Genomic DNA, 13,388 nt, shown 5'->3' with positions numbered 1-13,388 from the left:
TTCCATTAAAGTTCATAAGATTAATCCAGTGAGGGTATACTGATTTTCATCGTAAAAGAGAGTGGGATTTATTATTCCTCTTTACTTTTTCTTCGGTTAAATTAGTTATTTTTTATCTTATTCATGCTTTTTATTCTGGGTTCACACTTATAGGGTTGGATCAGTTAAAGCATTAATCTGTGAGATAAGTCAGAATGGAAATAAATCAAAACGCATCTGCCTGTGACAGATTTGAACTTATTGCGGCATCCATAGCTACCCAGGGTTTATTATCTCTGGCCCGCCGCCTGGCGAAAATTAATGTGCCGGTATTGATAACCGGCGAAACCGGGACGGGAAAAGAGTGTGTGGCAAAATATATTCATCGTCATGCTTTTCACCATGACTCACCCTATATTGGCGTCAACTGCGCGGCCATACCCGAGCATATGTTGGAAGCAATGCTATTTGGTCATGAAAAAGGCGCATTTACCGGCGCGGTCACCAGTCAGCCTGGTAAATTTGAACAGGCGAACGGAGGCACGCTGCTGCTGGATGAAGTAGGCGACATGCCGATGGCGCTTCAGGCGAAATTATTGCGGGTATTGCAGGAAAAAAAAGTGGAGCGGTTAGGCAGCCATCAGCCGGTTTCGCTGGATATCCGTCTGATTGCCGCCACCAATAAAGATCTGTCCACAGAAATTGCTGAAGGGCGCTTTCGTCAGGATCTGTTTTACCGTCTGGCGGTGGTTCCGCTACAGCTCACGCCACTGCGGGAGAGGAAGCAGGAAATTATGCCACTGATCGAGTTATTCATTGAAAAATATCGCAGTTTTTCCGGCAGAACTCCCCGTCTGACCCCCTCAGCATGCCAGACGTTGCTCTCTTACGACTGGCCGGGAAACATCCGCGAACTGGAAAATGCCGTGCAGCGCGGTCTGATCATGTGCGAAGGCGACGTGTTGGACAGCCATTGCTTCGGGTTGCCGCTGCCACCGGCTGTTCGCCCTGAACAGCCCGCGTACGCTGACGAAAATCTGATTAAGCGGCGCGGAAAAATGGCGGAGTTTCAGTACATCAACGATCTGTTAAAGCGTTATCACGGTAATAAATCCCGAACTGCGGCCTGCCTGGGGATAACGCCGCGCGCGCTGCGTTATCGACTTGCCAGTATGCGTGAGCAGGGTTTTGACCTGAATTTCAGCGCCTGAATCCCCTCGGCTTTTACAGCTTGACGGTGAACGAAAAACTGCAAGCGCTACTGGCCTTTTCATCTGTTGTTGGCTGATTTCTGGTGTTTGCGCCATCGCTTCTGCCCCGCTCTGTACCGATGAGCTGAGCTAACGGCGATAATACGCCATCATTGCCCTTGCCAGCAGAAGACTGTCCAGCGACAGCTCATGGTTATTGAGCGCGGCCTGCATGGCGTGAACCCTCTCGCTGTCCACCTCCGGTATGGCATCTGAGATCTGCCGGACCAGGCTGAGCTCTCTCCCTGATGTTGTGGCAAGGGAGGGAGAGGTGATGGTGCTTTCCACCGCACGCGCGGCGACAGCACTGACCGGACTACTGCGGTGAATTAAATTGCTGGTAGACATTTTCATCAATAAACTGCCTGTTGTTGGGTTTAAACGGCTCTTAAATATCATGGCGGCCGCACCCGTCGAAACTTAACACGCGGAAGAAAAATTTTACCGTCTCAGATTGCCGATGCCTGAGAGGGGAGATGCTGCGAGGCCGGTACGGCGGCACCGTGCCGAAGCGCTGTCTCCACCTTGCAGACGGTTAGTTATGCGTGATAATCAGCCCTGACGAGGTTACCGTTACTTTTCCTTCGGGATAGCGAAGAGTGTTGAACCGGATGTTCTGATGCTCAAGGTAGCCCAGCGTATCGGCGATCAACAGATCGCTGTTTTTGTCCGGAGACGACACCGATTTGTAGCTGTACATCACTCCCTGAGGCGTTGTTTTTATCAGGTTCATCAGCAGGGTAATCTGTAGCTGGTTGTCATCCGGACTGGTCAGTTTCATCACCACCGCATCTTTGCTGACAGCAAAACGGGGATTATACAATTCGCTGTTTTTAGAAAATAAATCGTAATAGCCCAGTTGCAGATGGTAGCGATTAACATTTTCACTGAACAGGCCTGCCTTTTGCAGACCCGGCGTGAACAGGTTGATCATCAGCGCCGCGCCGGTGATCGTTAACGTCAGGGCCATCAGACTGACTGAGACAGTTTGCCATTTCATTGATTTTTCGCTCTGTTTCCCGATAGATAAGAGTATTCAGCAAGGCAGTATTACTGCGAAACTGGCCGATATTCATCGCCAGCTGACGCCGATCGCAGGTGTTGCTTATCAGCAGCGTGTACTTAAGTGTGGTGCTGGTGGTGGAATAAAATACCTGCATCTTCATGTGCTGGTTGCTCAACACCTCGTTGAGGGCGGTAAGGGTGGGGCTGATAGGGCCGGAAATATCTTCGCCACTCATTTGCATATCATTGGCGCGGGTGAGGGCATAAATTCTTATCTGACTGTAAAGGCCCGTGTCCTGCTCGTTCAGCCGTTCACCGATTTTTTCGGGGCCAGTCAGTGACAGAAAAATCATTACCAGTAGCAGCACCACCACCTGCGCCAGGCACATCCCGCGCCAGAAACGCTGACGTTTTTCCTCGCGCTGTTGCGTCAGCCGCAAATTCTCCTTTTGCGATTCTTTCTGCCATTCCTCTCTGGCGTGCGGTATTGCGCTCAGCGCGTACGGGGTGGTCAGAGAGGCGTTAACGCCCTCTTGTTCTGCTGCGTGGCCCCTCTCCTCAGGGCTTTGCTGCTCATCCAGGCCAAACTCACAGAACTCTGCTTCAAGAATGTATCCTTTCCTGGGAATGGTTTTAATGATGCGCTGTTGTTTACCATCATCTTCCAGCGCCACACGCAGGGCGTGAATGGCATTGGGCAGACTGTTGTTGCCTATCACCCGGCGTTCCCATACCAGGTTGTTCAGTTCTTCACGGGTGAGGATCTGACCGGCGTTTTGTATCAGCACCAACAGCAGCCTGAACTGGTATTCACCCAGCCGACGTTGTTCACCCGTTTGCTGATGAATTAACGAGCTGGAGGCAATATCAATCAGCCAGTGATGGATAACGCAGTGTGAACTCATGGGATTAAAGACCGCCTTTCAGCAGGAAAATAACAGTGTGGTAATTTCTTCATCAGGCTTGTACGACTCTTTAATATTTGAGTGGTGTAAGTTACCACGGTTATCTTTAATATTCTTTTTTTTAATGGCTACTGACTTTTATGTTGATAAACTGGCCTGATATTTCAGCCATAATTGTAGCAGTAATATTTTATTGCTCTGAAGTCCCGGCGTATTCAGCTTTATACTGTTTTACATTTTTTACAGCCATCAATAATCAGAGGTATGTTCATTTTTTATCTGTTTAAAAATGGCGGATGACTTTTGCTCCACAGGTTAAAAATAATCATTGCTATCATTATTCTTATATCCATGCAGGCGGTATTGCTGCGATAGCCCCGTAAACTCAACCCGCTCTGGTTATCGTACCGTCCGGGTAAATCTGTGTACTGCACTTTGTGACAGTCGACGTCATCCTTATATTTTTAAGCATAAATATCCCGGCGCTTTTCTTCCTCTTTATGATCTTATATTTCCGCCTGGCGGAAGTGTTACTTCCTCCTCGGTAATTCCAACTATATGAATATTAAGATTTTTTAATACTGGCACGGCTGTTGCAATATTAATTGCGGTTCGTTTCGTTATCCAGCATATAAGGTCATTCCCCCTGATTATGTATACGAAACAACTTCAGGTGGCGTCAGAAAAGAGAGCGACAGCAGTCGCCTACATTTGAGGCCCTTTGCATCCTGAACACCAGGGGGCTGTAACGGCATAATACTGACAATGGTTTACATCATGACAATAAAATCTTTTTTCCTCATTTTGCTTCTGGTTGTGACCGGAGCAGTCGTCAACGCCGGTCTGGTGGTAATGGGTAACCACTATCTCCAGAGACCCGTCAAACCAGAGGCAAATTCACCTGTCGTCTCAACCCGTGCAGAACAGCATGGATGGCAATACGTTGAAGTAAAAAATCTGCGGGTGTCTCTGGACGATAAAGGCACAGGCAAACACGCTTTGTCACTCGATCTGGCTCTTAGCGCCTCAGACGATGTGCGTGCGCAGCAGACTGAAAATCTGTTGCCAGAAATCAAAGCGTTCACCCTCGATATATTCAACTCCCTCTCTCCGGATGAGGTGCGCAGCATGAACATGATGGAGCTGCGCCAGCTGATGATGGAGAGATATCAATCAGACTTCGATGCTATCAACGTGTTGATGCCTTTCACCGATCTTACTCTTTCAAAAATGGTCTTTATGTAATGGCGCATCAGGAAATGTTAAATAAGCTGTCGGCACTGACGCCAGCTGAAGAGAGCCATCACATACAGCAATGGCTACCTCTGGTAAGACGCATCGTCCGTCAACTGGCCCCGCAGGCTAACAGCATGATTGATCGGGAGGATATTGAACAGATTGCGCTAATGGGGTTGCTGGAGGCACTGCGACGCTATGGCGTACCTGACGAGCAATTTGCCAGCTATGCCGCTCAGCGTATTCGCGGTGCGGTACTGGACCAGTTCCGTCTGCACGACTGGCGACCACGCACTCTGCGGCAAAAAACGCACAAAACCAACGATGCCATTCGCGCTATGTCGCGTAGCCTGGGGCGAGAACCGACCCCGGAAGAAGTTTGTCAGCAGCTGGCGATGAGCAGTGACGATTATCAGCAATATCTGATGCTGGAGAGCGCCGGTACGATGGAGAGTTTTGATTTGCTGCTGTCAGGAGAAGGTAAAGACATAGCCCTGGAGGGGCGACGGCTGGAAGAGGAGATAGAAACGCAGCGTACCCTGGCGATGGCCATTGCATCGCTGGAAGATCGCGAAAAAATTATTCTCAATCTCTACTACAAACAGGATTTAAGTCTGAAAGAGATTGCGTTGGTTCTGGATCTGACCCAGGCCAGAGTGTGTCAGTTAAATAAGCGGATTGGCGACAAAATTAAGGCGTTTTTTTAACGTCTCCCGGCTGAAATCCGGGCGGCCATGTGCAGCGCAGCCGCCAGTGAACGGCGACTGCGCGGTGTGCCGAACCTCAACGGGAGAATGGCCATTTTTACGCTCATCATCCGGGTAACAGTGTTTAATCGATTGCTGGCCGTTTATCTGAAACCTGTCAGGGCCCTTGAGCCAGGCATTGTTTGGCTCTCCCGGTGGGACTCCTTCCCACCGGACTTTTTCAGCGCCCATTTCCGATGAAAATTGACGCTTATCCCGCCAACGGCGACGTCATACTTCTGAGCTGTACAGCGCAGCGGTGAATTTGACTTAAGCTCCATAAAATTAATGCGTTATGTGATCAAAAGCCGGGCCTGGTGATTGCAAGTTTTTGCGTAAGTGCCACACTTGATTAACAAACTGTTTTCACGTCTGCCACAGTCAACAGGAGACGCCGTATGTTGTCCTATGCTGGTAGTTTGCTCACCATGATGTCTTTCGCTGCCGGCACATTTTCTGCGGGGGCGTCAAACAATCCACAATATATGACCTTTCAGCCCGCCAATGGCGTACCGAATAATCCACTGCCGCTGATTATCTATCCGCAGGTGGTGCCGGAAGGCGAAGAGGACATCCCCAGCTATTTTGAAGATCTGTTTGCCCACCATCAGTGGCTGCCACGCTGGCGTTATCCGGTCTATCCTTATACCCATTACCATCCAAACGCGCACGAGCTGCTGGGGATTGCGGCGGGATGGGCGCAGATTCTGTTTGGTGGTGAAACCGGGCGGGCTGTCACTCTTCATGTCGGCGATGCGGTATTGATCCCGGCGGGCGTAGGGCATCAGCAGCTGGCTTCCAGCGAGGATTTCTTTGCGGTGGGAGCCTACCTGCGTGGCGTACAGCCGGAAACCCGTCGCGATGAACAGGAATTGCTGGCGCAGTCGGTTGCGCAGATTGCCCGCGTGCCAATGCCAAAGCATGACCCGATTACCGGTGGAGAAGGCGCGGTGACGGAGATCTGGCATCCATTGCAACAGCCATAACGCCTTTTGCACCGCGATGGTGCGGGATGCTTATCACCTCTCTATAGAGCACCCTGTTCCCGCTGATGACGGCGACAGGGCTTACCGTATCGCGGCTGCGTAACGCCACTTCTGACGCTGAGTACGTGCTGGCACGCTTTGTGCAAAATCTATTCGCGTCCATCGACATCAGAAGGGAAATCATGAATTCAGGCTATCAATCAGCGTCACAATTTTATGATGAAATGCTGCTGAGCGAAGGCCAGCATCGTCCACACTATCGCGATTACTGGCACTGGCTGAAACAGGCGGACCAGCAGGCTATCGCCCGCAAACGTGAAGAGGCTGAACTGCTCTTTCACCGTGTCGGCATCACTTTTAACGTCTATGGGCAGGACGGCGGGGCGGAACGTTTGATCCCATTCGACAGCGTGCCGCGCATTATCCCGGCCAGTGAATGGTCACGACTGGACAAAGGTATCCGCCAGCGGGTACAGGCGCTGAATGCATTCCTCTACGACATCTATCACCAGCAGCATATTCTGAAGGCAAATATCATCCCGGCGGAGCAGGTGCTGGTCAACGATCAGTATCAGCCCTGTATGCAGGGACTGAATCTGCATCGTGATATCTATGCCCATATCTGTGGGGTGGACATGGTGCGCAACAGCGACGGCGAGTATTACGTGCTGGAGGACAATCTGCGCACGCCATCCGGCGTTTCTTATATGCTGGAAAACCGCAAAATGATGATGCGGCTTTATCCGGAGCTGTTCGTGCAGCAGCGCATCGCGCCGGTAGAGCGTTATTCTTCGCACCTGTTGCAGACCCTGCGTGAGAGTTCGCCGGTGAACGATCCGGTGGTGGTGGTATTGACGCCGGGGCGTTTTAACAGTGCTTACTTTGAGCACAGCTTTCTGGCACAGCAGATGGGCGTGGAGCTGGTAGAGAGTGCCGATCTGTTTGTGAAGAGCGGGGCAGTAATGATGCGTACCACTGCCGGGCCTTGCAAAGTGGATGTGATTTACCGGCGGGTGGATGATGCATTCCTCGACCCGCTCGCATTCCGTGCGGATTCGATGCTGGGGGTGCCGGGGCTGCTGTCGGTTTATCGCGCCGGAAATGTGGTGCTGGCTAACGCTATCGGCACCGGGGTGGCGGACGATAAATCGATTTATCCTTATGTGCCCGACATGATTAAGTTTTATCTGGATGAGGACCCCATCCTGAATAATGTCCCCACCTGGCAATGTCGTCGCCCTGACGAACTCTCCTGGGTACTGGCTAACCTGCCAAAGCTGGTGGTGAAAGAGGTACACGGCGCTGGCGGATATGGCATGTTAATCGGGCCGGTTGCCAGCCAGAAAGAGCTGGAAACCTTCCGTAATCTGCTGCTTGCCAGACCACAAAATTATATTGCGCAGAATACGCTGGCGCTCTCCACCTGTCCGACGTTTGTTGACCAGGGGCTGGCTCCCCGCCATATCGATCTGCGTCCTTTTGCACTGAGCGGAGCGGAAATTCGCCTGGTGCCTGGGGGGCTGACCCGCGTGGCACTGACCGAAGGTTCACTGGTGGTGAACTCGTCGCAGGGCGGTGGCACCAAGGATACCTGGGTACTGGAGGATGACGCATGTTAAGTCGCACGGCCAGTGGCCTGTACTGGATGGCGCGCTATCTGGAGCGCGCGGAGAATATCGCCAGGGTGCTTGATGTCACCAACCGGCTGTCGCTGATGCAGGTGCGCAGCCGTTCAGATGAAGAACTGCGGGTACCGCTCAATCTGACCTCGACGACCGAACTGTTCTGGAAGCTGAATGACCGGCTGGCGATGCCTCAGCTGTTCTCTTTTTTTGTGCTTGATGACCGTAATCCCGGCAGTATTTTTTGCTGTTGGGAATCGGCCTGGAACAATGCCCATGCGGTGCGGGGCAGCCTCTCTTCGGAGGTGTGGGAAAGTATTAATTCCAGCTGGATCGAACTGCGTAAACTACGGCGAAAAGGCGTTAACAGCAGCGGCGCTGATGCTTTTTTTGACTGGGTGAAAGAGCGTTCGCACCTGTTTCGTGGCGCGATGTTCGGCACATTGATGCGCGGTGACGCCATGAGTTTTATTCGTCTTGGCACGCTGCTGGAGAGGGCGGACTGTACCGCAAGATTACTGGATGTGACGCGCTATCTCAGCGAGCAGGATGACGATTCCGTGCGGGAGTATTACCGCCTCGACACCCTGCTGCGCTCGGTGTCTGCCCGCGAAGCCTACCACACCATTTACCGACAGGAGCTGGCCAGCGACAGCGTCAACGAAATGCTGATCCTGCGTGAAGAAAGCCCGCGATCGCTGCGATCCTGCCTTGAAGAGATCGACAATCAACTTGATCTGATTGGCGGAAGTGGTGAAAACCAGCCTCGTTTACTGGTCACTGTTCTGCATGCGGAACTACGGTTTAACAGTTACGACAGGCTGGTCAGCGAAGGCCTACATCACTGGCTACAGAATTTCCTTGCCAGTCTGAATCAGATTGCCGGCAGTATTCAACAGACTTATCTGGAGGCCAAATGAAACTGGATATTGCTCATAAGACCTGCTTCAGCTATCAGAATCTGGTGAAACAAAGTACCCAGTATCTGCGTCTGACGCCGCAAAACTCCGTTCATCAGCAGATTCTGTCGTGGGATTTGCTGCTGCCCGCTCAGGCCGTCTGCACCACCGATACCTGGGGTAACGTCCTGCACGTCCTGACGCTGGATACGCCGCACCAGTCTATCGAAATTGAGGCGCGTGGCGTGGTGGAGATCCTCGATGAGGGCGATAGCGCAGCGGACCCGGACAACGCGATATCGCCGCTGGTATTTTTGCGTGTCACCCGGTTGACTCAGCCCGACCAGGCGATTCGTGAGTTTGCTCAGCGTTACTATCGTGCAGAAGCGCCGCTGGCCAGTCTTGAGCGCTTAATGGGGGAACTGTTGCTCAAAATGCCCTGGCAGCCGGGCAGTACGATGGTCACGGATACGGCGGCAAAAGTGTTTGCCGCTGGCACCGGGGTTTGTCAGGATCACAGCCACGTGTTTCTCGCCTGTTGCCGCAGCCTGAATATCCCGGCTCGCTATGTCAGTGGATATCTTTATACTGATGCCGTTGAACATGTGGCAACCCATGCCTGGGTTGAAGCCTGGGTGGATGGCAGCTGGCACAGTTTTGATATTACCAATAATACGCGCAGCACCCGACAGCATCTGAAACTGGCCGTCGGCGTCGATTACATGGATGCCTGCCCGGTCAGAGGGGTACGTTTAGGGGGCGGAAGTGAAGATATGCTGGCCGTGGCGGCGGTACAACTGCTCAATTCGCAACAGTAAGAGCTTTCAGCCAGGCGTGTGTTGTTGCCGCCTGTCTGAATACCGACAGCGCATCACCACCGGCTCTACGGGCAGTATCCCGGATGGGCAGCGTTGCCGCTTAGCAGAATGGCAGATAACACCGCCTGGCAGAACAGGCACTTAATTTAACCGGGCTAACTATGACTTACTGTGTGGCAATGCGTTTATCGTCAGGGATGATTTTTGTTTCTGACTCCCGTACCAACGCGGGGGTTGACCATATCTCGTCATTCCGCAAACTGCATGTTTTTCAGCAGGATGATGAGCGCACACTGGTGCTACAAAGCGCAGGCAACCTGGCGACCACCCAAAGCGCCCTCAGTCTGCTGCGACGAAGCTGCGAAGATGCTGAAAAACCCAATCTGATGAGCTGTACCAGCATGTATGATGTCGCGCTGTTGGTGGGGGAAACGCTGCGGGAAGTGATCAAACGAGACGGTGAGGAATTTGGCGGCACATTGATGCTTGGCGGCCAGATCAAAGGTGAGGAGCCGCGGCTGTTTCAGATCTATCCGCAGGGTAATTTCATTGAGGCCAGCACCGACACGCCCTATTTTCAAATTGGTGAGAGCAAGTACGGTAAGCCGATCATTGACCGGGTGCTACGCTTCGATACGCCATTGGATCAGGCCATGCAATGTGCACTGATCTCAATGGACTCCACGTTGGCCAGTAATATCTCCGTCGGGCTGCCGCTGGACGTGATGATGTATCACAGCAACAGTTTTAGTGCAGCCCAGCAGTATCATCTGACCGATAAGCATCCCTATTTCTCACAAATCCGTCAGCTGTGGAGCGCTGGTCTGCTCAGCGTTTTTGCCCGGTTGCCGCCACTCGAACTTGATGAATAACCTTCTGTAGGCTGCTGGCACGGTATCCCTCTCGTCCCGGCGACTTTTCATGGCGGTGATGGCAGAAGAGGGATCGTTTTCTGCTGATCGGGCCGGGCCACCGACAAAAAGATACCGGCAGGTCGCCGGTATCAAAAACAAATCCAATAATGAAAACACTACAGGTCCACTTAAGATACTAATTAAGAATAATTTTTCTTCAATGCGTTTAATCTTAAATATTTCTAATAGAAAATCGTCAGCAACGTTTTTCATCCGCCACGCACAATTTGAGTTAATACTGACCGCAATAAAGCTGCCACTTCAGGTATTCCTCTATCGTGAAAAAGAATTCGATCATCGCCTTACTGAAGTAACAGGGGGGTTACGCGTTTTTTATTAAGCTTTCACCGTTAATTACACCCAGGGATAATTAAATAAACCTGCTTTAATTCCGCTGCAATTTGCGCTCGATCACAATCTCCTGCACCTGAACCGCTGGCAGCGGCTCACTACCGCTTAATACGCAGATTTACCGCTCAGCGATTTATTTCCCCGACAATATTAAAAATTGGTCAACATGGCTGCTGCTCCGGATGGCCAGTTCTTCCCTGAACCATTCATTCAGCTGCCGACCGGACAGCATTGCAGTTTGTCTTTCACTCTGACATCAGGCATGACGCATCATGATCAAAAAAAGACTCAAACATCTTCCGTGGGCCATTCTCGGCATTATCGGCGCCTTTTGTCTGGCGACAGTTGCGTTGCGCCGGGGCGAGCACGTCAGCGCATTGTGGATTGTCGTGGCCTCGGTTTCGGTCTATCTGGTGGCTTATCGCTATTACAGCCTCTATATCGCACAAAAAGTGATGCGGCTGGATGCCACGCGCGCGACCCCGGCTGTGCTCAATAACGACGGGCTGAATTACGTCCCAACCAACAAATTTGTCCTGTTTGGACATCATTTTGCTGCCATTGCGGGGGCGGGGCCATTAGTGGGGCCGGTGCTGGCTGCGCAAATGGGCTATCTGCCCGGGGTGCTCTGGCTGCTGGCCGGGGTGGTAGTGGCCGGAGCGGTACAGGATTTTATGGTGCTGTTTATCTCTTCGCGTCGTAACGGTGCCTCGCTTGGCGAGATGGTAAAAGAAGAAATGGGGCCGGTGCCTGGCACTATCGCACTGTTCGGCTGCTTTATTATTATGATTATCATCCTTGCCGTACTGGCACTGATCGTGGTGAAAGCGCTGGCTGAAAGTCCCTGGGGCGTGTTTACCGTCTGTTCCACCGTTCCCATTGCGCTGTTTATGGGCATTTATATGCGCTTTATCCGGCCCGGTCGGGTGGGGGAAGTCTCGGTTATTGGCATCATTCTGCTGGTGGCATCCATCTGGTTTGGCGGCGTGATTGCGCACGATCCTTACTGGGGGCCGGCTCTCACCTTCAAAGATACCACCATCACCTTTACGCTGATTGGTTATGCATTTGTCTCTGCCCTGCTGCCGGTCTGGTTGATCCTGGCACCACGCGATTATCTGGCGACGTTCCTGAAAATTGGCGTGATTGTCGGACTGGCGCTGGGGATTGTTCTGCTTAACCCCGATCTGAAAATGCCAGCGCTGACGCAGTATATCGATGGCAGCGGTCCGCTATGGAAAGGCGCGCTGTTTCCGTTCCTGTTTATTACCATTGCCTGTGGCGCGGTTTCTGGTTTTCATGCGCTGATTGCCTCCGGTACGACACCTAAGCTACTGGCTTTTGAAACTGAAGCGCGCTTCATCGGCTACGGAGCGATGCTGATGGAGTCTTTTGTGGCGGTGATGGCGCTGGTGGCGGCCGCCATTATTGAACCGGGGCTCTATTTTGCGATGAACACGCCGCCAGCCGCTCTGGGGATAACCATGCCGAATCTGCATGAACTGGGGGGAAGCAATGCACCGGCGATCATGGCACAGTTGCATGACGTGACGGCGCATGCGGCGGCAACGGTCAGTGCCTGGGGTTTTGTTATTTCACCCGATCAAATTCTGCAAACCGCCAGAGACATTGGTGAGCCATCGGTTCTGAACCGTGCGGGCGGTGCGCCGACGCTGGCAGTGGGGATTGCGATGGTGTTTAACAAAATTCTGCCGGTAGCGGATATGGGGTTCTGGTATCACTTCGGGATCCTGTTTGAAGCGTTGTTTATCCTGACCGCGCTGGATGCCGGTACGCGGTCCGGTCGCTTTATGTTGCAGGATCTGCTGGGCAACTTTGTCCCTTTCCTGAAGAAAACCGATTCGCTGATCGCGGGGATCGTTGGCACCGCAGGATGCGTGGGATTGTGGGGATATTTGCTGTATCAGGGTGTGGTTGATCCACTGGGCGGAGTAAAAAGCCTGTGGCCGCTGTTTGGTATTTCCAATCAGATGCTGGCGGCGGTTGCGCTGGTGCTGGTGACGGTTATCCTGATCAAAATGAAGCGTACCCGCTATATCTGGGTCACGGTAATCCCGGCATGCTGGTTACTGATTTGTACCACCTGGGCGCTGGCCGTTAAGCTGTTCAGCAACAGGCCAGAGATGGAAGGCTTTTTCTATATGGCGTCGGAATATAAGACGCGGCTGCTGGCGGGTGGAGACGGGCTGAGCGCTCAGCAGATTGCTAATATGAATCACATTGTGATTAACAATTACACCAATGCAGCGCTGAGTATTCTGTTTCTGGTGGTGGTTTACAGCATTATTTTCTACGGCATTCGTGCTGCTATCCGTGCGGGCCGATCGCCACAGCGCACCGACAAAGAAACGCCCTATGTCGCCGTCCCGAAAGAAGGTGTGAAAGTTTCTTCCGGCCACTGAGCCCTCTTTCTGCCCCACAACGGTGGGGCCGATCACTCAGGAAAAATTATGTTATTTCATCCAGGTAACATGCGTAAATATGCTGTGCAGGCGGCCAGAATGCTGGTCGGCATCCCTGATTACGACACCTACGTTCAGCATATGCAGACCCACCATCCGGACCAACCGGTGATGAGTTACAAAGCGTTTTTTCGTGAACGACAGCAGGCTCGCTATGGCGGCAACGGCAAGGGCGGGATGCGGTGTTGCTGAAT

General features: G+C 52.3%; 14 protein-coding genes. 11 read left to right on the top strand and 3 right to left on the bottom strand.

What is annotated here, in order from left to right; all coding sequences use genetic code 11:
* The first annotated feature begins 194 nt into the window (after window positions 1-194).
* Window positions 195-1,190 carry a sigma-54 interaction domain-containing protein gene (locus AC3RPL_RS17300; RefSeq protein WP_490740961.1) on the top strand — a complete coding sequence of 332 codons (996 nt, stop codon included), beginning with the start codon at window positions 195-197 and terminating at the stop codon, window positions 1,188-1,190.
* 129 nt (window positions 1,191-1,319) lie between these two features.
* Here AC3RPL_RS17300 and AC3RPL_RS17295 read toward each other — a convergent pair whose 3' ends face one another.
* The 3 genes from AC3RPL_RS17295 to AC3RPL_RS17285 form a co-directional block, all read right to left on the bottom strand.
* Window positions 1,320-1,583, bottom strand: a complete 264-nt coding sequence (locus tag AC3RPL_RS17295; RefSeq protein ID WP_490740960.1) for a flagellar biosynthesis anti-sigma factor FlgM — start codon at window positions 1,581-1,583, stop codon at window positions 1,320-1,322.
* A 181-nt stretch (window positions 1,584-1,764) separates the two neighbouring features.
* Window positions 1,765-2,163 (bottom strand): hypothetical protein, encoded by a 399-nt coding sequence (locus AC3RPL_RS17290; RefSeq protein ID WP_490740959.1) that lies wholly within the window; start codon window positions 2,161-2,163, stop codon window positions 1,765-1,767.
* Window positions 2,114-3,139 (bottom strand): winged helix-turn-helix domain-containing protein, encoded by a 1,026-nt coding sequence (locus tag AC3RPL_RS17285; protein WP_490740958.1) that lies wholly within the window; start codon window positions 3,137-3,139, stop codon window positions 2,114-2,116. The genes AC3RPL_RS17290 and AC3RPL_RS17285 overlap by 50 nt, the downstream gene beginning before the upstream one ends.
* A gap of 777 nt (window positions 3,140-3,916) precedes the next feature.
* Here AC3RPL_RS17285 and AC3RPL_RS17280 point away from each other — a divergent pair.
* From AC3RPL_RS17280 to AC3RPL_RS17235, 10 genes are all read left to right on the top strand, one after another.
* On the top strand, window positions 3,917-4,384 hold the full coding sequence (locus AC3RPL_RS17280) for a flagellar basal body-associated FliL family protein (protein ID WP_490740957.1): 468 nt from the start codon (window positions 3,917-3,919) through the stop codon (window positions 4,382-4,384).
* A gap of 14 nt (window positions 4,385-4,398) precedes the next feature.
* On the top strand, window positions 4,399-5,082 hold the full coding sequence (locus AC3RPL_RS17275; RefSeq protein WP_490740956.1) for a FliA/WhiG family RNA polymerase sigma factor: 684 nt from the start codon (window positions 4,399-4,401) through the stop codon (window positions 5,080-5,082).
* A 437-nt stretch (window positions 5,083-5,519) separates the two neighbouring features.
* Window positions 5,520-6,107, top strand: a complete 588-nt coding sequence (locus AC3RPL_RS17270) for a cupin domain-containing protein (RefSeq protein WP_490740955.1) — start codon at window positions 5,520-5,522, stop codon at window positions 6,105-6,107.
* 182 nt (window positions 6,108-6,289) lie between these two features.
* Entirely contained in the window at window positions 6,290-7,726 is a 1,437-nt protein-coding gene (locus tag AC3RPL_RS17265; RefSeq protein ID WP_490740954.1) for a circularly permuted type 2 ATP-grasp protein, read from the top strand.
* Window positions 7,720-8,649 carry an alpha-E domain-containing protein gene (locus AC3RPL_RS17260; protein ID WP_261642151.1) on the top strand — a complete coding sequence of 310 codons (930 nt, stop codon included), beginning with the start codon at window positions 7,720-7,722 and terminating at the stop codon, window positions 8,647-8,649. Before AC3RPL_RS17265 ends, AC3RPL_RS17260 begins: the two co-directional genes overlap by 7 nt.
* The gene (locus AC3RPL_RS17255; RefSeq protein ID WP_490740953.1) at window positions 8,646-9,446 is read left to right on the top strand and encodes a transglutaminase family protein; all 801 of its coding nucleotides are present in this window, start codon (window positions 8,646-8,648) and stop codon (window positions 9,444-9,446) included. The genes AC3RPL_RS17260 and AC3RPL_RS17255 overlap by 4 nt, the downstream gene beginning before the upstream one ends.
* A 161-nt stretch (window positions 9,447-9,607) precedes the next feature.
* Complete coding sequence (locus AC3RPL_RS17250) at window positions 9,608-10,318, top strand: proteasome-type protease (protein WP_034937017.1); 711 nt, start codon at window positions 9,608-9,610, stop codon at window positions 10,316-10,318.
* 49 nt (window positions 10,319-10,367) lie between these two features.
* A complete protein-coding gene (locus tag AC3RPL_RS17245; protein WP_490740952.1) occupies window positions 10,368-10,700 on the top strand; it encodes a hypothetical protein in 333 nt (110 codons plus the stop codon).
* Between the two features lie 283 nt (window positions 10,701-10,983).
* Window positions 10,984-13,134: a carbon starvation CstA family protein gene (locus AC3RPL_RS17240; protein WP_490740951.1), complete on the top strand. Its 2,151-nt coding sequence runs from the start codon at window positions 10,984-10,986 to the stop codon at window positions 13,132-13,134.
* Between the two features lie 48 nt (window positions 13,135-13,182).
* Window positions 13,183-13,386 (top strand): YbdD/YjiX family protein, encoded by a 204-nt coding sequence (locus tag AC3RPL_RS17235; protein WP_034937023.1) that lies wholly within the window; start codon window positions 13,183-13,185, stop codon window positions 13,384-13,386.
* Window positions 13,387-13,388 lie beyond the last annotated feature (2 nt).

Source organism: Erwinia papayae, from assembly GCF_058241465.1.
The sequence above is the reverse complement of the archived record's forward strand: the minus strand, read 5'-3'. Positions and strand labels throughout refer to the sequence as shown.